This is a genomic window from Pseudomonas sp. IT-93MI4 (assembly GCF_949767635.1).
Lineage (GTDB): Bacteria > Pseudomonadota > Gammaproteobacteria > Pseudomonadales > Pseudomonadaceae > Aquipseudomonas > Aquipseudomonas putida_A.
The window spans coordinates 218,315-241,706 of the sequence record NZ_CATKPP010000001.1; the positions used below are offsets into that span (position 1 = coordinate 218,315).

Genomic DNA, 23,392 nt, shown 5'->3' on the forward strand with positions numbered 1-23,392 from the left:
AGCCCGTGGAAGCAAGGTTTGGTGTCGCCCTCGTTTCGCGTTTTTCCCCACTTTCCCTTGCTGTGCACCTGAGCGTTGCCGGGCTGTTGTTCGGCGGCGTCAGTGCACCGGCACTGGCCACATGCTCCACGGCAGGCTCCACGGTGACCTGTACCGGCGTGCCGAGTCTGCCGCTGTTTCTCAACAATTTCGCCAGTGCCACCAACGGTCTGACGGTCAACGTCAACTCCGGGGCGCAGATGAACGCGACGCTCGGCGGCCATGTGATGGACCTGACCGGGGTCAACATCAGCCTGAACAACTCCGGGACGATCGACCCGGCGCTGCTCGGGCTGGTCTCGGTGTTGAGCGGCGGTGCCTTCATCGGTACGGGCGCAACCAGTACGGTCAGCGTGCTCAACAATGCCAGCGGGATCATTCGCGGTACCGGCATGTTGCTCGGGCTCAACCTGACCAGCGTTGACGGCCTGGGCATCGCGGTGAACAACGCTGCGGCCGGCACTACCAGCATCACCAACAATGGCACCATCACCTCGACCGGACTCTCGGTCGGCGGCATCACCCTGGCCGACACCCCGGTGGTCGGTGTGTACGGCGGCTCGCAGGTCAACATGACCAACAGCAGCACCGGCGTGATCAACGGCCGGATCGCCTTCGAGACCTCGGCGGCGGGCAACACCTTCACTAACGCCGGTGCGATCACTGGCGGCGTGTCGATGGGCGCGAGCAGCACCAACACCTTTACGGCGGTAACCGGCTCCAGCGTCAACGTGGGTGACGGCGTGCAGGTCAGCGTCGGCCTCGGCGGACTGATCGGCATCAACCTGACCTTCGCCCCGACCGGTACTGTCGATGGCGGCGCGGGCGGTACCAACAACCTGATCCTGCAAAACCCGGCCGGTGTCGGCGGCGGCACCACCGGGGTCGGCACGGCGTCGAGCGCCACTTACGTCAACTTCAACAACCTGACCATCAACAGCGGCACCTGGACCTTGCAAGGGCCACTGGTCAGCGGCGCGACCACGCTCAATGGCGGTGTCGCCCAGTTCAACAACAACGCCACGTTCGGCAGCGGGGTGCTCACCTCCAACGGCGGGATCCTCCAGGCCAGCAACGCCGGGTTGAACCTCAGCAATCTGATCTCCCTCGGCGCCGGTGGTGTGACCGTGCAGGGCACCAACGCCACCACCCTGAGCGGGGTGATTTCCGGCAGCGGCGGCCTGACCAAAGTCGGTTCCGGGCAACTGAGCCTCAGCGCTGCCAACACCTATCTGGGCAACACCACGCTCAATGGCGGCACGGTGCAGATCAGCAACAATCAGGCATTCAGCACCGGCACCCTCAACGTCACTGGCGCGACGACCCTGAGCGCGCCGGGCACGATCAGCCTGGCCAACGCCATCAACCTCGGCGGCACCTTGACCGCCGGCGGCACTGGCGCACTGACCCTCGGCGGCTTGATCAACGGCAGCAGTGGCCTGACCAAAACCGGCAGCGGCAGCCTGACCGTCAGTGGCGCCAACACCGGCTTCACCGGTACTACCACCCTGAGCGCCGGCAGCCTGCTGGTGACCAACAACAATTCACTGGGCAGCGGTGCGCTGAACACCGCCGCTGGCACCAGCCTCGACAGCACCGCCAACGTCACGCTGGCCAACAACATCGCCATGACCGGCGCGCTCAACGTGCTCGGCAGCAATGCCCTGACCCTGGGCGGCGTCCTGTCCGGTACTGGCGGGATTACCAAATCCGGTACCGCCAGCCTGACCCTGACGGGGAACAATACCAACGCCGGCAACACGCTTCTCAACGCCGGCAGCCTGTTCGTCGGCAGCAACACCGCACTGGGGACTGGCGCGTTGAACGCCGCGGCCGGCACCACGCTGGATGCGACCACGGCGGTGACCCTGGCCAACGCTGTCGCGCTGGCGGCGGATCTGACCATTGGCGGCACCCAGGCACTGGGCCTGAGCGGGGTCGTCAGCGGCGCCGGCAATCTGATCAAGAACGGCACTGCGAGCCTCAGCCTCAGCGGCAATAACACTTTCTCCGGCGGCACTGCGCTGAATGCTGGCACGCTGATTGTCGGCTCCAACACCGCGCTGGGCACGGGCGCATTGACCACGGCAGCAGGTACCACCCTCGATGCCAGCACAGCGGTGGCGCTGACCAACGCGGTGTCACTCGGTGGCAATCTGAACATCGGCGGCAGCGCCAACCTGACCCTCGGCGGTATCGTCAGCGGCAGCGGCGGGCTGACCAAGAACGGCGCGGCCAATCTGATTCTCAATGGCGCCAATACTTTCCTCGGTGCCGTCGCGTTGAACGCCGGCACCATTACGGCCGGCGCGAATGCGGCGCTCGGCAGCGGCAACATCACCGTCGGCGGCGTGGCGACGCTCGACAGCAATGCGGCGGTGACACTGAACAACAACGTCATTCTCAATAACAGTCTGGGGATTGGCGGCAGCAACGCGCTGACCCTCGGTGGCGGGATCAGCGGTACCAGCCAACTGGTGAAAAACGGCGCCGCCAATCTGACCCTCAACGGCAGCAATACCTACAGCGGCGGCACCACCCTGAATGCCGGCAGCCTGACCGTCGGCAACGGTGCGGCACTGGGCACCGGCGCCTTGTCGGTGGAAGGCGCAGGCACCCTCAACAGTAGTTCCGCCGTGACCCTGAACAACAACGTGATTCTCAATGCCAACCTCACCGCAGGCGGCGCCAACGCGCTGACCCTCGGCGGGGTAATCAGTGGCGCGAACGGCCTGATCAAGACCGGCGCATCGAGCCTGACCCTGACCGGCAACAACACCTACACCGGCACCACGGCGTTGAATGCCGGTTCGCTGGTGGTCGGCTCCAACACCGCTCTGGGTACGGGCGCACTGAACGCGTCGAACGGCACCACGCTGGATGCAAGCACGGCGGCGACCCTGGCCAACAACGTCAACCTCGGCGGCACGCTGACCGTCGGCGGCAGCAATGCGCTGATTCTCGGCGGGGTGGTCGCCGGCATCGGTGGGCTGACCAAGAACGGCGCGGCCGACCTGACCCTCAACGGCGCCAACACCTATTTCGGCAACACTGCACTGAACACCGGCAAGCTGATTGTCGGCAGCAACACCGCGCTGGGCGTCGGTACGCTGAATGCGGCGGCCAATACCACGCTGGACGCCAACACCGCCGTCAGCCTGAACAACGCAGTGGGCCTGGCGGGAGCCTTGAATATCGGTGGCACGGCAGATCTGACCTTGACCGGTCTGGTCAGCGGCGCCGGCAGTCTGGTGAAAGACGGCGCGGCCAATCTGATTCTCAATGCGGCCAACAACTACCTCGGCGGCACCACGTTGAACGCCGGTACGCTGACCGTCGGCAACAGTTCGGCGCTGGGTTCCGGCGCACTGACCGTCGCTGGCGCTGCCACACTGGACAGCAATTCGCCGCTGGTCAGCCTCAATAACGGCGTCACTCTCAACGCTGGATTGACCGTCGGCGGCACGCAGAATCTGACCCTCGGTGGCGTCACCAGCGGCAGCGGCCAATTGATCAAGAATGGCGCAGCGAATCTGACACTCAACGGCAACAACACCTTCAGCGGCGGCACCACCCTCAACGCCGGTACCCTGACCCTGGGCAATGCCAACGGTCTGGGTAGTGGTGGCTTGACCGTCGGCGGCGCGGCGACTCTCGATAACAGCGCCTCGTTCGGTATCGGCAACGCGATCACCCTCAACGCCGGGCTGACGGTGGCCGGCAATAACGACCTGAGCCTCAACGGCATCATCGACGGCGCCGGCAGCCTGACCAAAAACGGCCTGTCGGACCTGACTCTGGCCGGCAACAACACCTTTACCGGCGCCGTGAACATCGTCTCCGGCAGCGTCACTACCCTCAACACCAACGCACTGGGCAACACTTCTGGCGTCAACATCAGTGCCGGTGCCGGCCTGAATCTCGGTAGCGATGCCAGCCTCGGCGCGCTGACCGGCAGCGGCAGTGTGCAACTGACTGGCAGCAACACGTTGAGCGTCGGTGGCGGCAACGTCACCAGCACCTTTGATGGTGATCTCAGTGGCAGCGGTGGCCTGACTAAAGTCGGCACCGGCACCTTGAACCTCACTGGCATCAACGGCATTACCGGCAATACCGCGATCGATGGCGGTATCGTGAACCTGAGCGGTTCGCTGGGCAGTGCACAGGTCAACGTCAACACCGGCGGTACCCTGACCGGTACCGGCTCGGCGCTTGGCACAGTGAACATTAATAGCGGGGGCCATCTGGCGCTGTCATCGGGCAATACCTTGTCAGCCAGTGGCCTGACCCTCGGTGCCGGTAGCAACGTGGATGTGGCGCTGGGGACTCCGTCGACCAGTTCGCTGATGAACATCGGCGGCAACCTTACCCTTGACGGCAATCTCAACGTCACCGATGCCGGCGGTTTCGGCGTCGGTGTGTATCGCCTGTTCAACTACACCGGTGCCCTGACTAATCTCGGTCTGGACGTCGCCAGCGTGCCGGTCGGCTATGGCCTTGGCGATCTGGTGGTGCAGACCGGCGTGGGCAATCAGATCAATATTCAAGTGTCGGCACCGAACAGCAACATCCGTTACTGGGACGGCAGCCAGACCATCGCCAACGGCGTGGTCGATGGCGGCAGCGGCACGTGGAATGCTGTCGGCACCAACTGGACCGATGCCAATGGTCTGGTCAACCAGCCATGGGCCGGTGACTTCGCGGTATTCCAGGGTGCTGCGGGCACTGTGACGGTGAACGGCACGCAAGCGTTCACCGGTATGCAATTCCTCACCGACGGCTACAACCTGGTCAACGGCGCGGCGGGGCAACTGACCGCAGTCAACGGCACTGGCGGTACCACAGCGCTGCGGGTTGATCCGGGCGTTACTGCGACCATCGGCGTGAATATCGATGGCAGCGGCATCCTCAATAAACTCGACGCCGGTACCCTGGTACTCAACGGCGCCAACAGCTACACCGGTGGTACGCAACTGGACGGCGGCACCTTGGTGGTCGGCAGCAACATCGCACTGGGCACCGGCGCATTGATTGCCAACGCCGGCACGCAACTGGACAGCAACACGGCCGTGACCCTGGGCAATGCCGCCACGCTTAACGGCAATCTGACCCTGTTGGGCAGTAATGCGCTGACCCTCAACGGTGTCATTTCCGGCACCGGCGGTCTGATCAAGAACGGTTCGGCCAGCCTGACTCTCGGTGGCAACAACGCTTTCCTCGGGCCGGTGGCGCTGAATGCGGGCGGCTTGATTCTGGCGTCGAACAGCGCGCTGGGCTCGGCCATCCTGAACGCGGCGAACGGCACCACACTGGATGCCAGCGGCGCCTTCACGGCGGGTAATGCGATCAATCTGGCGGGCAACCTCGGTGTCGTCGGCAGCAACGATCTGACACTGAGCGGTGCGATCAATGGCGCCGGCAGCCTGACCAAGAATGGTGCGGCCAACCTGATCCTGAGCGGGGCTAACAATTTCCTCGGCGGCGTCACTCTCAACGCCGGCACACTGACCGCCGGCAGCAACGGCGCACTCGGTCTGGGCAACCTGACCGTGGCCGGTGCCTCGGCGCTGGACAGCAACACCGCGGTGTCGCTGGGCAACAACGTGGTGCTCAACGCCAATCTGACCAATACCGGCAGCAGCGACGTCGCGCTCAGCGGCGTGGTCAGCGGCACCGGCGGTCTGATCAAGAACGGCGCGTCCAACCTGACCCTCAACGGCATTAACACTTACAGCGGCGGCACCACACTGAACGCCGGCACCGTGACCCTTGGCACCTCGGCGGGCCTGGGCTCCGGCGCGGTAACCGTGGCGGGTGCGTCGACCCTCGACACCACCGCGCCGCTGGTGCTGGCCAACAACGTCAACGTCAATGCCAACCTGAGCGTGGCTGGCAACAACAACCTGACGCTCGGTGGCGTGATCGCCGGCGCGGGCACCCTGACCAAGAATGGTCTGGCCGACCTGACGCTGTCCGGCAACAACACCTTCAGCGGCACCTTTGATGTGCAATCGGGCAGCCTCACGACACTGGGCAACTCGGCACTGGGCAGCAATGCCGGGGTCAACCTCGGCGCTGCGTCAACTCTCAATCTCGGCGGCTCCGGCAGCCTCGCCAGTCTGACCGGTAGCGGCACCGCACTGATCGGTGGCGGCAACACCCTGAGCATCGGCGGCAACAACGCCAGCAGCCTTTTCGCCGGTGTCCTCACCGGAACCGGCGAATTGAGCAAGCTCGGCACCGGAACGCTGACCCTGACCGGCCTCAACAGCCTGACCGGCAACACCACGGTCAACGCCGGCACCTTGAACGTCAGCGGCTCGCTGGACAGCGCCAGCGTACTGGTCAACAGCGGCGGCACCCTGACCGGCGGCGGCTCGCTCGGCGGTGCGGTGACCGTGGCCGACGGCGGTCATCTGGCCGGCGCCACCGGCAGCACCCTGTCGGTGAACTCGCTGGTGTTCAACGCCAACTCCAATTTCGATGTCGGACTGGGCACGCCGGTTTCCGGTGGCGGCAATGCGCTGGTGAATGTCGGCGGCAACCTGACCCTCGACGGCACCCTGAACGTTAGCGACATCGGCGGTTTCGGCAGTGGTGTGTACCGGTTGATCAACTACACCGGCGGCCTGACCGACAACGGCATGCTGATCGGCACGGTGCCGGGCAGCGTCACCCCGGGCGATCTGACTCTGCAAACCGCGCTGGCCAACCAGATCAATTTGCTGGTCACTGCACCGGGCGTCACCGTGCAGTTCTGGGACGGCAACCAACTGGTGGCCAACGGTTCGGTCGATGGCGGCAGCGGCACCTGGGGCACCGGCACCACCAACTGGACCGACGTCAACGGCACCACCAATCAGGCCTGGACCAACAACTTCGCGGTGTTCCAGGGCACGGCGGGCACGGTCACCGTGAACGGCGCACAAACCATCACCGGCATGCAGTTCGTCACCGATGGCTACAGCCTGCAGGACGGCACCGCGGGTTCGCTGAATCTGGTCAACGGTTCGTTGGGTAACGCCACGGTGCGAGTCGATCCGAACGCCACCGCGACCGTCGGCGTTGCGCTTAACGGCAGCGGCACCCTCGGCAAATACGACACCGGCACGCTGGTGCTCAACGCCGCCAACGGCTACACCGGTGGCACTGCGCTCAATGGCGGCAAGATCGTCGTGGGCAACAACGCAGCGCTCGGCAGCGGTTTGTTGACCGCTGCGGACGGCACCGCGCTGGACAGCAACGCAGCCGTCACGCTGGGCAACGATGTGGTGGTGAACGGTGGCCTGACTGTCGCTGGCAGTAACGCCTTGACCCTCGACGGTGTAGTCAGTGGGGCGGGCAACCTGATCAAGTCTGGCGCTTCGAGCCTGACCCTCAACGGCAGCAACACCTACAGCGGTGGTACTCAGCTCGCTGGCGGTACGCTAGTGCTGGGCAACAACAGCGCAATCAGCAGCGGTGCACTGAGCGTGACCGGCAACGCCAGCCTCGACAGCACCTCGGCGCTGCAACTGGCCAACGCGATCAATCTGGGGTCGCAACTGACCCTGGCCGGCAACCAGAACACCACGCTGCTCGGCGCCATCACCGGCACCGGCAGCCTGGTGAAAAACGGCAGCGCTGACCTCGTGCTTAGCGGCGCCAACACCTACAGCGGCGGCACCACGCTGAACGCTGGCACTACCACTGGCGACACCAGTAGCCTGCAAGGCGCCATCGTCAACAACGCGGCGCTGACCTTCGCGCAGAACGCCGACGGCAGCTACACCGGCAACCTCACCGGCGCCGGCACGTTGAACAAAACCGGCACCGGCCAATTGCTCCTGACCGGCAACAACACCTTCACCGGTGACACTTCGGTGCAGGCCGGCAACCTGATCGTCAACGGCGTGCTCAACAGCGCCAACGTCAACGTCGCCAGTGGCGCGAAAGTCGGAGGCAGCGGACAACTGGGCGGCAACGTGCAACTGGCCAGCGGTGCGACGCTGACCGGTGGCGGCACGGCTACACCGTTGTCGGTCGGCTCGCTGGCGCTGTCCTCGGGCACCAACCTGGACTTCAGCCTCGGCTCGGCCGCCAGCTCCACCACGGTGGTCAACGTCGCCGGTAACCTGACCCTCGACGGCACGCTGAACATCAGCAACGCCGGCGGCTTTGGCACCGGGGTCTATCAACTGTTCCGCTACGGTGGCAGCCTGACCGACAACGGGCTGGTCTACGGCAGCCTGCCGGTATCGGCGGCCAACCTGACCCTGCAAACCGCGATCGCCAATCAGATCAACCTGTTGGTACAAGGCACGCCGGGTGAGGTGCAGTTCTGGAACGGCGGCACTACCAACCCTGATGGCAGCATCGGTGGCGGCAGTGGCGTCTGGGGCCCGGGCACCAACTGGACCGATCCGAGCGGCACTCAGGCGCTGGCGTCCAATGGTCAATTCGCAGTGTTTGGTGGCCAGGCGGGTACCGTCACTGTGCAGGGCAATCAGAACTTCACCGGTCTGCAGTTCCTTACCAGTGGCTACAGCGTGGTTCCGGGGGCTGGCGGCACGCTGACGCCGGTCAATGGTGCCGACGGCAGTCTGGCACCGGTGCGGGTGAATGCCGGCGCCAGCGCCGAAGTCTCCGCACCGCTGGTGGGTACGGGAGGGATCGAGAAACTCGATTCCGGCACTCTGGTTCTTACGGGCGCCAACACCTACAGCGGTGGCACCACGGTCAGCGGCGGTACGCTGGTCGGTAACACCACCAGCCTGCAAGGCAACATCACCAACAATGCCTCGCTGGTGTTCCAGCAAAACACCGATGGCCAGTTCAATGGTGTGCTCAACGGCACCGGCGCGCTGTTCAAACGCGGCGTGAGTCGCCTGTTGATGGTCGGCAATCAACCGTTCAGCGGTACGGTTTCCGTCGATCAAGGCCTGCTGCAAGTCGGCAGCCGTGCGGCCCGGGCTTCGCTGGGCGCACAAGTCACGGTCGCCAACGGCGCAGGCCTGAGCGGTAACGGCAGCGTCGGTTCGGTGGTCAACCACGGTGTGGTCGCTTCCGGTGGCGCTGACGGCACCTTGAGCGTGGCCGGCAACCTGACCAACAGCAGCGATGGTGTACTGGCGCTGACCGTCAGCTCGCCAACCGCGACACCGTTGGCGGTAGGTGGCACGGCAGCTCTGAGTGGCAGTCTGGTGGTCAACAGCCTGGCGCCGTTCACTGGCAACACCACTTACTCATTGATCACTGCGGGCGGTGGTGTGACCGGGACCTTCAGTGCCGCCGATCTGCCGCAGTACGCGTTCCTCGACAGCTCGCTGGTCTACGGTGCCGACTCGGTCACCCTGGCTGTGAGCCGCAACGGCAACTCGTTCGCCGACGTCGCTGCCACGGGCAACCAGCGCGGCACCGCCACGGCACTGTCCAATAACGGTGCGGCCGGTGCGGCGTTGCAGAACCAGATCGTCAACCTCAGCGTGGCCGGTGCACGCAATGCGTTCGACAGCCTGTCGGGTGAAATCCACGCCAGCACCGCCAGCGCCATGCTGGAAGACTCGCGCTTCATCCGTGAGGCGGTCAATGACCGCATGCGCCAGCCGTCGTGCAGCGCTGCGGATGATCCACGCAAAACCCTGGCACCGAGCGACACGCAACTGAGCAGCAACGGCTGCCACGGGGAAATGGTCGGCTGGATCCGGGCTATCGGTGCCTGGGGCGACATGGGCGGCGACAGCAACACGGCGAAAGTCGATCGCAACCTCGGCGGTTTCATGCTCGGCACCGACAAGGCTCTGGATGACACCTGGCGTGCCGGGATGGCGGCCGGCTACACCCGCAGCAACCTCAATGCGCACGATCGCAACTCAGATGCCAAGGTCGACAGCTACCACCTGGCCGGTTATCTGAACTCGCAATTCGATGCACTGGCGGTGCGCCTCGGCGCGGCTTACAGCTGGCACAGCATCGAGACCAAACGCGATGTCAGCGTCGGTACTTACAACGATCGCCTGAAGGCCGATTACGACGCGCGCAGTGCGCAGGTGTTCGGTGAAGTGGGTTACGCGATCAACGCGGCAGGCGTTGCCATCGAACCGTTCGCCGGGCTGGCCTACGTCAACTACGACAGCGACACCGGCAAGGAAAAAGGGGGAGTGGGGCGCCTGAAGGCCGACGCCGATCAGGACATCACCTACTCGACCCTTGGTGTGCGTGTCGGCAAATTGGTGACCCTGGCCAACGGCAGCCAACTGACGCCACGCGCGGCCATCGGCTGGCGGCATGCCTACGGCGACACCAAACCTGACGCCGACCTGACCTTCATCGACGGCGGCGCCTCGTTCAGCACCCAGGGCGTACCCATCGCCAAGGACAGCGCATTGCTCGAAGCCGGCATCGACTTCCAGGTCACCCCGACCGGCAAGCTGGGCATCGGCTACTCGGGCCAGGTGTCGAGCGACAACAACGACAGCGCGTTCAACATCAGCTTCAGTCAAAGCTTCTGAATCATGGTCGAAGTACTTTAGCCGCCCGAAAGGGCGGTTTTTTTTGGGAGGCAGAATAGAGCGGCTTTATAGGTCCGGCGATGAAGTGGCGGTGACCGCTCGATAGCTTTCGCGAGCAGGCTCACTCCCACATTTGCTCTCTGTCACCCACCGACTCTGTGTCCACTGGAGATCCCGTGTGGGAGCGAGCCTGCTCGCGAAGGGGCCGTGACAGTCAGCGCAAAAATCAGCCGGCCCGCGCTCTGCTAGAATCCGCCCCATCAATTGCCAGAGACTCTCCCATGAGCGAGCCGATTCGCCTGACCCAATACAGCCACGGTGCCGGTTGTGGCTGCAAGATTTCCCCGCAGGTGCTGGAAGTGATTCTGGCCGGCAGCGGAGCGCAGAACCTTGACCCGAAACTGTGGGTCGGCAATGCCTCGCGTGATGATGCGGCGGTGTACGAGATCGACGCCGAGCGCGGTGTGGTGTCGACCACTGATTTTTTCATGCCGATTGTCGACGACCCGTTCGACTTCGGCCGTATCGCCGCGACCAACGCGATCAGCGACATCTATGCGATGGGCGGCGATCCGTTGATGGCGATTGCGATCCTCGGCTGGCCGGTGAATGTGCTGGCGCCGGAAGTGGCGCGGGAAGTGATTCGCGGCGGGCGCGCGGTGTGTGACGCCGCCGGCATTCCGCTAGCCGGTGGGCATTCGATCGATGCGCCGGAGCCGATTTTCGGCCTGGCCGTGACCGGTCTGGTGGAAAAGCGCCACATGAAGCGCAACGACACCGCCACCGCCGGTTGCCTGCTGTACCTGACCAAGCCGTTGGGCATCGGCATCCTCACCACCGCCGAGAAGAAAGGCAAATTGCGTTCCAGCGACATTGGCGTGGCCCGTGACTGGATGTGCACCGTGAACAAACCCGGCAGCCGTTTTGGCAAACTGGCCGGCGTCACCGCGATGACCGACGTTACCGGTTTCGGCCTGCTCGGGCATCTGGTGGAAATGGCCGACGGCAGCCACCTGACCGCACGTATCGGCTACAACCACGTGCCGCGTCTGGACAGCGTCGAGTACTACCTCGAACAGGGCTGTGTGCCCGGTGGCACCTTGCGTAACTTTGACAGCTATTCGAGCAAGCTCGGCCGTCTGCAGGAGTTGCACAAGCGCGTGCTGTGCGACCCGCAGACCAGCGGCGGTCTGTTGATTGCAGTTACACCGGAAGGCAACGCCGAATTCCTCGCCGTGGCTGCCGAACTGGGCCTGAACCTGGCGCCGATCGGCGAGCTGGTCGAGCGACAGACCCACGCAGTCGAGGTGAACTGATGTCACGCGACTGCACCGATTACCGCGATATTTTCCTCAACGACCGGCCGATGATGGATGCCCGTGCGCCGATCGAGTTTGCCCACGGCGCGTTTCCGGGCGTCGTCAACCTGCCGCTGATGAACGACCGCGAGCGCGAGCAGGTGGGGACTTGCTACAAGCAGCATGGACAACAAGCCGCCATCGCCCTGGGTGAGCGGCTGGTTTCTGCCGAAGTGCGGGAGCAGCGCATTCAAGGCTGGGTCGAGTTTGCCCGGGCACACCCCGACGGCTATCTGTATTGCTTTCGCGGCGGCCTGCGTTCGCAGATCGTCCAGCAATGGATCAAGGAAGAGGGCGGGATCGATTACCCGCGTGTCGGCGGTGGCTATAAGGCGATGCGTACGTTCCTGCTGGAGACGATCGATCAGGCCGTGGCCGAGTGCGATATGGTGCTGCTGGGCGGCATGACCGGCACCGGCAAGACCGAACTGTTGGTGCAGTTGAGTAATGGTCTGGATCTGGAAGGCCACGCCAATCATCGGGGTTCGAGTTTCGGCAAGCGCGCCACCGGCCAACCGACCAACATCGATTTTGAAAACCGTCTGGCCGTTGATCTGCTGAAAAAACGCGCCGGCGGGATCCAGCAGTTTGTGCTGGAAGACGAGAGCCGGGTAGTCGGCAGTTGTGCCTTGCCACTGCCGCTGTACCGAGGCATGCAAGTGGCGCCGATGGTCTGGCTCGAAGACAGCCTGGAGCAGCGGGTCGAGCGGATTCTGCAGGATTACGTGATCAACCTGCACGCCGAGTTTGTCGCGGTGCATGGCGAGCAGGGCTTTGCGCTGTATGCCGAGCGGCTGATTGCGAGTTTGAACAATATCCAGCGCCGGCTGGGCGGCGAACGCCATCAGCGGATGTTCCTGCAGATGGAAGAGGCCCTGGCCGAGCAGGCGCGCAGCGGTTCGGTCGAGCAGTTCCGTGACTGGATCAGCGTGTTGCTGCGCGAGTATTACGACCCGATGTATGCGTTTCAGCGTGAGAAGAAGGGCGGGCGGATCGAGTTTGCCGGGGAGCGCGGGGCGGTGCTGGAGTATCTGCGTGAGCGGCTGAATCAGCGGGTTTGAGGGTGCTCTTGCGGGCCTCTTCGCGAGCAAGCCCGCTCCCACATTGGGTCTCCACTGGGCAGAAATTTCTGCCTGACACAGATCCCCTGTGGGAGCGGGCTTGCTCGCGAAAGGGCCGGTACAGGCAGCGCAAAACTCAAGTCGGACAGGTCGCCTTGCCGTTATCCAGCCCCTGCTTGTAGCTGTGGCTCTGCAAACTGGCCTTGCCGTTGTGCCAGGTCAGGGTCAGCACGTACAGCGAATCGAAATCGCCCGACGCCCAGTCATCGGTGATGGTCTGCTTCTCGCCGACGGCCTTGCCGGCAACCTTGTTGATCAGCTCCGGCAAATAGCCGTGCGACCAGGCGGTGTAGATCGTCGCGTTGTGGTACTTGTCCTCGATCAGTTCGCGCGCCAGATCACTGGTGTCGTTGGCGGAGAACTCGATGTTCACCGGCAGGCCGAGCTTGATCGCGGCGGGGCTGATGGTCATCAACGGACGGATGTAGCTGTAGGAGTTGTCCAGTTCGCCTTCCTCGACATTGCGTGTCGGGTTGGCGGCGAACACGTAATCGGCCTTGCCGAATTTTTCCGGCAGCAGGGTCGACAGCTCGATCGCCCGGTTCAGACCCTGACAGTTGAGCTGGCCGAGACCGCCCTCGGGTTTTTCCGCGTGGCGCAGGAAGATCAGCGTCTGCGTACCGTCCACCGGTTGCGCGCGAATCTGGCTCGATTCGAGCGACAAGGTCAGCGCACTGACTGCCAGCAGGGAGGGCAGGGCCACATAGGCGCGATGTTTGAAGCGTTTGGCGAAACTCATGAGGTTCGTCATTGAATATAGGATTCTTCAGCAAATTCGGTTGGGGCTGACCAACCCTTACACCGCGGGCTCCCAGCACCGGGTGTTGTCCATGTCGTGTCGTACTTCCCTTGCAAAGACATAGCTCAGAGTCCACTGAGGCCGCTTGGTTCGATCCTGGCTTCTGCACACTAGCTGCAGAATGTTACGGTTCCTGGATTATGATCAGCGCTTCCCATGTGACTGGATGTTTCCCATGACCGATCTGTCCGCGTTCCCCATCACCCAGAAATGGCCGGCGCAGTACCCCGACTGGATTCAACTCTATTCCCTGCCGACCCCCAACGGCGTCAAGGTCTCGATCATGCTCGAAGAGATCGGCCTGCCCTACGAGCCGCACCGCGTGGGTTTCGACGCGCAAGACCAGATGTCCCCGGAATTTCTGTCGCTGAACCCCAACAACAAGATCCCGGCGATCCTCGACCCCCACGGCCCGCAAGACCAGCCGCTGCCGCTGTTCGAATCCGGCGCAATCCTGATCTATCTCGCCGACAAGAGCGGCCAGTTGCTCGCCCAGGAAGGCGCGCTGCGTTACGAGACGATTCAGTGGCTGATGTTCCAGATGGGCGGTATCGGCCCGATGTTCGGCCAGCTCGGCTTCTTCAACAAATTCGCCGGCAAGGACTACGAGGACAAGCGTCCGCGTGACCGCTATGTCGAGGAGAGCAGGCGCCTGCTCAACGTGCTCGACAAACGCCTGGAAGGTCGCGACTGGATCATGGGCGAGCGCTACACCATCGCCGACATCGCCACGTTTCCGTGGGTGCGCAACCTGATCGGGTTCTACGAGGCGGGGGATCTGGTCGGGATCAGCAACTTCCCGAACGTGACCCGGGTGCTGGAGCGCTTTCTGGCTCGCCCGGCTGTGGTGCGCGGGTTGACCATTCCTTCCTGACCTTCACCCGACCCTGTGGGAGCTGGCTTGCCAGCGATGTAGCCGGCACAGTCAATATCTATGTTGCCTGACCCACCGCTATCGCTGGCAAGCCAGCTCCCACAGGTAATCGGATTGTTCCGAGGATTATTGCACCCCCGGTAATGCTGTCTTGATTGATCCAGGTTTGTACCTGCGCCCACCGAAGGCATAAGCTTCGCCCCCTACGACTTTCGTCTCATCTTCCGATTTCAGGAAAGCCCCATGTCCAGCCAGTTCCCCGAAGCACGTCCCCGCCGTCTGCGCCGCAATGCGAGCCTGCGCAGCCTGTTCCAGGAAACCGAGTTCAGCCTGAATGATCTGGTGCTGCCGATTTTCGTCGAAGAAGAGATCGACGACTTCGTGCCGATCAAGAGCATGCCCGGGGTGATGCGCATTCCCGAGCGCAAGCTGGCCAGTGAAATCGAGCGTTATGCCCGTGCCGGGATCAAGTCGGTAATGACCTTTGGCGTGTCCCATCACCTGGACGCCAACGGCAGCGACACCTGGCGCGAAGAGGGACTGGTCTCGCGCATGTCGCGGATTGCCAAGGACGCCGTGCCGGAAATGATCGTGATGTCCGACACCTGCTTCTGCGAATACACCGATCACGGCCACTGCGGCGTGATGCACAACCACGAAGTCGACAACGACCAGACCCTGATCAACCTCGGCAAGCAAGCTGTGGCGGCGGCGCGTGCCGGTGCTGACGTGATCGCCCCGTCGGCGGCGATGGACGGCCAGGTGCGGGCGATTCGCCAAGCGCTGGACGCCGCCGGTTTCACCCAGATTCCGATCATGGCCTACTCGACCAAATTCGCCTCGGCGCTGTACGGCCCGTTCCGCGAGGCCGGCGGCAGCGCGCTGAAGGGTGATCGCAAAAGTTATCAGATGAACCCGATGAACCGCCGCGAAGCCCTGCGCGAATCGCTGCTCGACGAGCAGGAAGGCGCCGATGCGCTGATGGTCAAACCGGCCGGTGCGTACCTGGACATCATCCGCGACATTCGTGAAGCCTCGAACCTGCCGCTGTCGGCGTATCAGGTCAGCGGCGAGTACGCGATGATCAAATTCGGCGCGCAGGCCGGTGCAATCGACGAGGATCGCGTGGTGCGCGAAAGCCTGGGCGCGATCAAGCGCGCGGGGGCGGATCTGATCTTCACCTACTTTGCGATGGATCTGGCGCTGGCCGGGATCTGACGAATACCGCACAACCCCCTGTGGGAGCGGGCTTGCTCGCGAATGCGGTGTATCAGCAACGAATAGGTTGACTGACACGACGCCTTCGCGAGCAAGCCCGCTCCCACATTGGGACTGTGTAGAGTCAGGGGCAGGTGAAGTAGGGCCGGATCCCGTGATCCCGAAAGTACCGCTCGATCACCTTCGGATCCGCGCTGTTATCGGCAATCGCCACATAAGTATCCGGGCGCAGCAGATAAAACCCGTTACGCCCCAATCCCGCCGTTTCAAACGCCGGCCGCCAGTCGAACACGTGCAGCGGCAGATGGTGTTCGTTGCACCAGGCGATCATTTCGTCGCTGGTGTCGCCGTATACATGCACCTGCCAGCAAGGTTGTCTTAGCGGTTCGTAGTTATCCCCCTCACCATCGTGGGCCCACGGCAAGCGGTCGCCGCCGTGGACGTGGCCGGCCGTGCCCTGGCTCAGCGGCATGCCGCGGTAGTTGAGGGTGACCTGTGAGACGGTGCGAAAGAGGAATTCGCGGCTGGCCTCGAACGTGGCCATTTTCGGGATCAGAAACGGTGCCAGGCGCGTGCGCAGCAAATCGGCGATGCGCCCCTCGGCGGTGACGAAACTGAACACCTTGTCGGTGGTCGACACCAGCCGCCGGGCGAAGGCGATGCGCTCGGTTTCGTAAGTGTCGAGCAGCTTCGCCGTGGCGCTGCCGTTGAGCACGGCGGCGAGTTTCCAGGCCAGGTTGATCGCATCGCCGATGCCGGTGTTCATGCCCTGGCCGCCGGCGGGGCTGTGCACATGCGCGGCGTCGCCGAGGAGAAACGCCCGACCGCTGCGAAAGTGCTCGGCCACGCGGTGATGCACGCGGTAGGTGGAGAACCAGTTGACCTCGTCGATATGCACTTTCAAATGTTCGATGGCGCGGCTGCTGACGTCGGCAAATTGCAGGGTTTCAGCACGGTCGGCACGTTCGTCACGCACCGTGCCGATCAGCCGGGCGCGGCCTTCACCGGCCAGCGGGAACACCGCGAGAAAATCCGCTTCGTCCAGATCCAGATGCAGCTCGCCATTGAGTGCCGGGCCGCTGGCCTGCACATCCGCGACGTAGAAAATCTGCTGATAGGTGCCGCCCGGGAACCCGGTGTCGAGGGTTTTGCGCACCACCGAGCGCGCGCCATCGCAGCCTGCCAGAAAGCAGGCCTGACAGATTTCCTGCTGCCCGTCCGGCAAGCGCAAATGCGCGCTGAGGCCGTCGCCGGTTTCTTCGAAACTCTCCAGTTCGGTGTTGCGCTCAACCGTCACGTCATAGTCTTCGAGGCGTTCGAGCAGCAGCCGTTCGTGCAGGTCCTGGGGAAAGATTTCGATGAACGAGTAGGGCGTCAGGCCTTCGCCGATGCGCTGCAACGGCAACCGCGCGACCGGTTTGCCCTTGACCCAGAAATTCGCCGCCGCGACCTTGTGACCGTTGCGCACCACGGTATCGGCCAGGTCCAGCTGGCGGTACAACTCCAGGGTGCGCGCCTGCACTGCCAGTGCCCGTGAGGTGGTGCCGGGCGCGGAGGTCTTGTCGATGATGCGCACGCGCATGCCCAGTTTGCTCAGCCACAGGGCCAGCACCAGACCGGTCGGGCCGGCGCCGATGATCAGTACGTCGCTGCGGTTCATGGGCCTGTCCTCCGTTTGCTGTGGAGCAAGTATGGATCAGATGGAAAGGCTAGCCAGTGCCGGCCCCTTCGCGAGCAAGCCCGCTCCCACAGTCGAACGCATCCCAATGTGGGAGCGAGCCTGCTCGCGAAGGGGGCTTATAACTCGCCGTGAAATGAAAAGGCCCCGCAACGGTAAAGCTGCGGGGCCTTTTCATTTCACGGCGAGGTTTAGAAATCGATGGTGCCCGACAACTTCGCCACCCGTGGCTCACCCTGGGTCAGATAGCCGCCTTGCGCCGATTCCCAATACTTCTTGTTCGCCAGGTTTTCGACGCCCAGGCGCAGGGTCACGTCTTTCTGCGAAACCTTGAAGGCGTAACGCGCACCGGCGTCGAAGCGGTTCCAGGTCGGCAGGCTGAGGTTGTTGGCCGCGTCGGCATACTGGCCGCCGGTGCGTAGCATCCGCGCATTCAGCGCTACGCCTTGCAGGCCCGGCACATCCCAGTCGGCGCCAGCGTTGAACTGGAAGCTCGGCACGCCAATGGCGCGGTTGCCGTCGTTGGCGCCGTTCTGGGTGTTGCGCAGCTCGGTGTCCATCAGCGTCAGGCCGCTGATCAGGCGCAGGCCGTTGATCGGCTCGCCGAACACGTTCATTTCTACCCCTTTGTTGATCTGCTCGCCTTCACGCACGTACGTGCAGGTGGTGGCGCTGTTGATTTCGCAGTAACCGTCGCTCGGCTGCTCGATGCGATACACGCCCAGGCTCGCGCCGTAAGTGCCCATGTCGACCTTGACCCCGGCCTCGGTCTGCTTGGAGCGCGCCGGTGCGTAGACTTCGTTGCCGTTGGTCACGCGCAAGCCGCCGGTGCTGGTCGGCGAGGTCGGGCCCTGGGCCAGGCCTTCGATGTGGTTGGCGTAGAACGACACATGCTCCCACGGCTTGAACACGATGCCGTAGACCGGCGTGGTGATCGATTCGTCGTAGCTCGACTTGCGGCTGCCGCTGCCGTAGCTGGCGTAGTTGTAGCCTTGCACCACCAGTTGCTGGCGACGCAGGCCAGCGGTGATCAGCAGGCGATCATCGAAGAAACCGAGGGTGTCGGAGAGCGCGAGGCTGCGGTTGAAGGTCTTGCCGACGATGCCCGGGTCATTGAGATCGCCGCCGGAAAAATTACCGACCGGCGACGGCGTTTCCACCGGGTGGTAGATATTGTTGGCGTACTTGGTCAGGTCGAAATCATAGGCGCTGCGCTGTTCCGCCCACAGACCGCTGAGGCCGAAGTTGAGTTTGTGGCTGACCGCGCCGGTATTGAACTTGCCGTTGAGGCCGGCCATCAGGCTGGTGTTGTCCTCATCGTGGGGGATGAACGAGCCGGTGGTGTAGGAGGCGCCGTTGTTGCCCACCAGGGTTGTCGAGTTGTAGCGGCCGACTTCGCGGGTGTGCTTGGCGCCGCCGGCGACGTACGCGGTCCAGTTGTCGTTCAGGTCGTATTCGGCGCGGAGCATGCCGAAGGTGTCTTCGATGTCTGTGTAGCCCCACTTCGGCGCGTAGTTGGTGTCGGCCGACGGCGCGTCCGGAATGTGCGTGGCGGTGCCGAGGTTGACCGAGTTGCGGCCGCCGTTGACGCGTTCTTTCTGGTAGGCGAAGTCGCCGGAAATACGCAGCGCGTCACCGCGATAATCGAGGCCGATGCTGAACAGTTTCGAGCGCTGGTTTTCGTGATCGATGCCGGTGTCGCCTTCGCGCTGGGACAGGTTGATCCGCGCGCCGAAGCGGTTGTCTTCGCCGAATCGCTGGCCGATATCAAAGTGCTGACCGATGCGACCTTCGCTGTTGATATCGGTGGTGTAGCGGCGCAGCGGCTCGTCGCCGGCACGCTTGGGCTGCAGGTTGACGCCGCCACCGATGCCGGAGCCGGTCGGCGTCACGCCGTTGATGAAGGCGTTGGGGCCTTTGAACACTTCCACGCGCTCCAGCGCATCGGTGGAGATGATCTGCCGGGGCAACACGCCGTACAGGCCGTTATAGGAAATGTCGTCACCGTTCAGCGGCAGACCGCGGATCATGAACACCTGCGCCTGATTGGAGAAACCCGAAGCCTGACGCACCGAAGCATCGTTGAGCAGGACGTCGGCAACGTTTTCCGCTTGCTGATCCTGAATCAGCTGTTCGGTGTACGACGCGGCGCTGAACGGCACGTCCATCATGTCCTGATTGCCGAGCACGCCGAGCTGGCCGCCACGGGCGACCTGACCACCGGCGTAGACCGGGGGCAGGGCGTTGGGCGTCGGTGCCTGGGCATTGATGTTGACGTTGTCGAGCACCAGCTCCTTGCCGTTTTCATCGGCAGCGTGAGCGGTGACAGTCAGGGAGCACAGCAGGGCGAGAAGCGTCGGGCGAAACGGGACGGCGAGTCGAGCTGGAGCGGGCATGTCGATACCTGGAGGCGTACGGCCGGTGAGAAAATTAGAACGGCGCGGGGAACTCCTTGCGCAAATACGACTCCAGGTGCAAATGATAGGAGTTCGCAGTAACGTTTTGCAAACTGTTTATCTCGCTGAATTTTCGGTTCCGAATGGAAACCTGTGGTGAGGGGATTTATCCCCGATGACGCGCGGAGCGGGTCGCTTTGATATTGGAAGGCTGCTGCGAAGTCCATCGGGGATAAATCCCCTCACCACAAAGGTCACAGTCCTAGCCTGCGTCACCCCTTTGATCGTATGGTGAACCCGCCTCAACGCACGCCAAGGAGCGCCATGCACACCCCTCGATTAGTCATTACCCTCGCCACGCTGCTGGCGCTCGCCGGTTGCGCCGGCCAGCGCAGCCAGGAGCCGGCACCGCGTGCGCCGGCTGAAGTGAAAGCCGAAATAGTGCGGCTGATGCCGGCCAAAGTGCCCGACCGTCAAGGCTGGGCCACCGACATCTACGCCGCGTTCGCCGCACAGAACATCAGCCCGACCATGCAGAATCTGTGTTCGGTGCTGGCCGTGGCCGAGCAGGAATCCACCTTCCAAGTTGACCCCACGGTGCCGGGCCTGGGTAAGATCGCCCGCGACGAAATCGACCGTCGTGCCGCCAAAGTGCATATTCCCAGCCTGTTGGTCAGTGGCGCTCTGCAAGTGCGCTCCACCAACGGCAAGACCTACAGCGAACGCCTGAACGCGGCACGCAGTGAAAAAGAACTCAGCGCCATTTTTGACGACTTCATCGGCAGAGTGCCGATGGGCCGCACCTTGTTCGGCGGCTTCAACCCGGTACACACCGCCGGACCGATGCAGGTCAGCATCGAATTCGCTGAGCAGCACGCCAAGGAGTATCCGTACCCGGTAGACGGCACGATCCGCCACGAAGTGTTCACCCGCCGTGGCGGCATGTACTTCGGCATCGCCCATTTACTTGGCTACCCGGTGAGTTACCGCGAGCCGCTGTACCGCTTCGCCGACTTCAATGCCGGCTGGTACGCCAGCCGCAATGCCGCGTTCCAGAACGCCGTCAGCCGAGCTTCGGGCATCCCGCTGGCGCTGGATGGCGACTTGATTCGCTACGACTCGATCATGCCTGGCACCACCGAACTGGCGGTGCGCACCCTCGGCAAGTCGCTGGGCATGCGTAACCCGACCATTCGCGATCAACTGGAGAAGGGCAAAACCCTGGAGTTCGAAGAGACCAAACTCTATCAGCGGGTGTTCGAACTGGCGGAGAAGGCTGAAGGCAAGACCTTGCCACGCGCGGTGTTGCCGGGGATCGTTTTGCAGAGCCCGAAAATCACCCGCAAGCTGACCACGGCGTGGTTCGCCAAACGCGTGGATGAGCGCTACAAGCGTTGCATGGCCAAGGCCGGTTGACGCCGGTTCAAAGCACCTTGACGGCTCGGCCAATCGCCTGAATCGGCCCGGTTGGTTTGCCGATCGGCGAGCCATTGGCGCCTTCCAGCGTCAGCTCGAACAGCTGATTCGGTTGCAGCGGCGGCAATTTGTCCAGCGGCACCGACAGCGTCTGCCCCGGTTTGACCAGTCCCAGCGACACCGGCCCTTGCCAGCCGTCAGCCTTGGTCCAGAACTCCAGCGCCTTGTCCGCCGGCACTTCGACCACGCCCAGCGGGATTAACTGAATTTCCCGTGGATTACTGGCCTGAATCACCCAGCCTGGCGCCTTGTCCTGCGGCGCGACCAGCACCACCAGATAATTCGGCTTCGGCGTGGTCTGGGTCAGCAGGATCGAGCCCAAAACCAATGTGGCGACCAAGCCGGCCGCACTCAAGCCGCGCCACAGCGGCAGCAGATTCCACCACGAGGTTGACGGCGCAGCCGGCGCTTTTTGCGCGAACCGCTCGACACTGCGCTCGATGCGCGGCCACAAATGCGGCGAAGGCTGCTGCGTCCCGGCAAATTCGGTCAGGTCGAGCAAGCGTCGCTCCCAGGCATCCACCGCCGCTTGCAGTTCGGGGTCGTGTGGCAAGCGCTGTTGCAGCGCTTCACGCTCCGGCGCCGACAGGGTGCCGAGCACGTATTCACTGGCCAGTTCATCACGTTCCTGCGCCGATTCAGTGGTCATCCCATGCACTCCCGCAAAGCGTTGAGGCTGCGTTTGATCCAGGCTTTGACCGTGCCCAGCGGCGTGCCCAACCGTTGGGAAATCTGCGCGTGGCTGTAGCCGTCGACATAAGCGTGGAGGATGCAGCTTCGCCGCTGCGGGTCGAGTTGTTCCAGACAACGATGGATCCGCGCCGAATGGCCCTGCACATCGAAGGCGTCCTCGTCAGGCTCGGCATCGTGTTCTTCGTTGAACGGCGTCTCCCGGCTTTGATCACGCAGCTGGTTCAACGCCAGATGTCGGGTCACGCTGAACATCCAGCCGCGCGCAGAACCGCGCGCCGGATCAAATTGCGCCGCACCGTTCCAGATCTTGATGAACGCCTCATGCACGATGTCTTCGGCCAGCGCCGTGTCACGTACCAGTCGTTTTGCAACGCCGAGCAGGCGCGGGCCTTCCTGCACGTACAAATCGCGCAGGGCCGACTGCTCGCCGCGGGCACAGGCAGCGAGACGGGCTTCGTAATCAAACAGCGGTTCAGGGAAAGACATGAAGTGCAATCTAGCTCACATTCTTCAAACATCCAGACAACACAGTCTTCTACTGTGGGAGCGAGCCTTTGTGGTGAGGGGATTCATCCCCGACCGGCTGCACAGCAGCCGTAACCGTTGGTTGCGGTGAATGCCTGACTCCGCAGTTGCCGGATTTTGGGGCGCTTCGCGCCCCATCGGGGATGAATCCCCTCGCCACAAGTTCGCTCCCATAGGGACATCAAGGAACTAGTTCGCCGCCCAGAAAATGTAATCGGCCTGATACTTCACCACTTCCTGCTTGCCCTTGTTCGCCGCCGTGCATTCGCTGCCCGGCGCCACGCCGCCCTTGAGCGCGACACGCTGGATATAACTCACGCCGCTCATCGCGCCTTTGCCTTCAGCCGGGTTGGCCTTGACCAGTTGATAGGGCAGGTTGCCCGGGCTCGACGGAGCGACGGCCAATTGCGTGCCGGTGACTTTCGAACCGTCCTTGGCCTGCCAGGTGGCGGGCGGGCCGAAGTAGGTGCCGACCTGCTTGCCGCTGCGATCATTGAGCACCGCTTTCGGGCCGACGAAGGTCCATTCGGTCTGCCCGGCGGCGTTGGGCTTGTCGCGGCATTCGTAAGTGATCTCGCCGACCCCGGTGGTTTCCATCGCGATCTTGTGGCCTTCCGGGACTTTGATCGCATCGGGATAGCTGCTTTGGGCGAAGGTTGTCGAGGACAGGGCGAGCAAACCGGTGAGGCCAATCAGTTGAGTGAAGTTCATCAGTGTTATCTCCG

12 protein-coding genes are annotated in these 23,392 nt (G+C 63.3%); 6 read left to right on the plus strand and 6 right to left on the minus strand.

Annotated elements, in window-relative coordinates; all coding sequences use genetic code 11:
• Positions 1 to 5 precede the first annotated feature (5 nt).
• From ACM6I7_RS00780 to mnmH, 3 genes are all read left to right on the plus strand, one after another.
• Positions 6 to 10,529 (plus strand): autotransporter-associated beta strand repeat-containing protein, encoded by a 10,524-nt coding sequence (locus ACM6I7_RS00780; RefSeq protein ID WP_414887784.1) that lies wholly within the window; start codon positions 6 to 8, stop codon positions 10,527 to 10,529.
• 281 nt (positions 10,530 to 10,810) lie between these two features.
• Entirely contained in the window at positions 10,811 to 11,845 is a 1,035-nt protein-coding gene (selD, locus tag ACM6I7_RS00785) for a selenide, water dikinase SelD (protein ID WP_414887785.1), read from the plus strand.
• Positions 11,845 to 12,948, plus strand: a complete 1,104-nt coding sequence (gene mnmH, locus ACM6I7_RS00790) for a tRNA 2-selenouridine(34) synthase MnmH (protein WP_414887786.1) — start codon at positions 11,845 to 11,847, stop codon at positions 12,946 to 12,948. Before selD ends, mnmH begins: the two co-directional genes overlap by 1 nt.
• Before the next feature lie 136 nt (positions 12,949 to 13,084).
• On the opposite strand, the gene ACM6I7_RS00795 is transcribed toward mnmH, so the two are convergent.
• Entirely contained in the window at positions 13,085 to 13,759 is a 675-nt protein-coding gene (locus tag ACM6I7_RS00795) for a hypothetical protein (protein WP_027613858.1), read from the minus strand.
• A 223-nt stretch (positions 13,760 to 13,982) separates the two neighbouring features.
• On the opposite strand from ACM6I7_RS00795, the gene ACM6I7_RS00800 reads away from it, so the two are divergent.
• Complete coding sequence (locus tag ACM6I7_RS00800; protein WP_414887787.1) at positions 13,983 to 14,681, plus strand: glutathione S-transferase family protein; 699 nt, start codon at positions 13,983 to 13,985, stop codon at positions 14,679 to 14,681.
• 243 nt (positions 14,682 to 14,924) lie between these two features.
• Complete coding sequence (gene hemB, locus ACM6I7_RS00805; protein WP_027613860.1) at positions 14,925 to 15,899, plus strand: porphobilinogen synthase; 975 nt, start codon at positions 14,925 to 14,927, stop codon at positions 15,897 to 15,899.
• A gap of 124 nt (positions 15,900 to 16,023) precedes the next feature.
• Here the strand turns inward: hemB and ACM6I7_RS00810 are convergent, their stop codons facing one another.
• Together ACM6I7_RS00810 and ACM6I7_RS00815 are read right to left on the minus strand one after the other, a co-directional pair.
• Complete coding sequence (locus ACM6I7_RS00810) at positions 16,024 to 17,559, minus strand: FAD-dependent oxidoreductase (protein ID WP_414887788.1); 1,536 nt, start codon at positions 17,557 to 17,559, stop codon at positions 16,024 to 16,026.
• 209 nt (positions 17,560 to 17,768) lie between these two features.
• Entirely contained in the window at positions 17,769 to 19,973 is a 2,205-nt protein-coding gene (locus ACM6I7_RS00815; RefSeq protein WP_414887789.1) for a TonB-dependent receptor, read from the minus strand.
• Between the two features lie 324 nt (positions 19,974 to 20,297).
• Here ACM6I7_RS00815 and ACM6I7_RS00820 point away from each other — a divergent pair, with 324 nt between their 5' ends.
• A complete protein-coding gene (locus ACM6I7_RS00820; protein WP_097087751.1) occupies positions 20,298 to 21,389 on the plus strand; it encodes a DUF1615 domain-containing protein in 1,092 nt (363 codons plus the stop codon).
• A gap of 7 nt (positions 21,390 to 21,396) precedes the next feature.
• On the opposite strand, the gene ACM6I7_RS00825 is transcribed toward ACM6I7_RS00820, so the two are convergent.
• The 3 genes from ACM6I7_RS00825 to ACM6I7_RS00835 all read right to left on the minus strand — a co-directional run bounded on the left by ACM6I7_RS00825 (position 21,397) and on the right by ACM6I7_RS00835 (position 23,378).
• Positions 21,397 to 22,098 (minus strand): anti-sigma factor domain-containing protein, encoded by a 702-nt coding sequence (locus ACM6I7_RS00825; RefSeq protein ID WP_096797386.1) that lies wholly within the window; start codon positions 22,096 to 22,098, stop codon positions 21,397 to 21,399.
• Entirely contained in the window at positions 22,095 to 22,628 is a 534-nt protein-coding gene (locus tag ACM6I7_RS00830; RefSeq protein ID WP_414887790.1) for a sigma-70 family RNA polymerase sigma factor, read from the minus strand. The genes ACM6I7_RS00825 and ACM6I7_RS00830 overlap by 4 nt, the downstream gene beginning before the upstream one ends.
• Before the next feature lie 228 nt (positions 22,629 to 22,856).
• The gene (locus ACM6I7_RS00835) at positions 22,857 to 23,378 is read right to left on the minus strand and encodes a DUF3455 domain-containing protein (protein ID WP_414887792.1); all 522 of its coding nucleotides are present in this window, start codon (positions 23,376 to 23,378) and stop codon (positions 22,857 to 22,859) included.
• Positions 23,379 to 23,392: the final 14 nt, after the last annotated feature.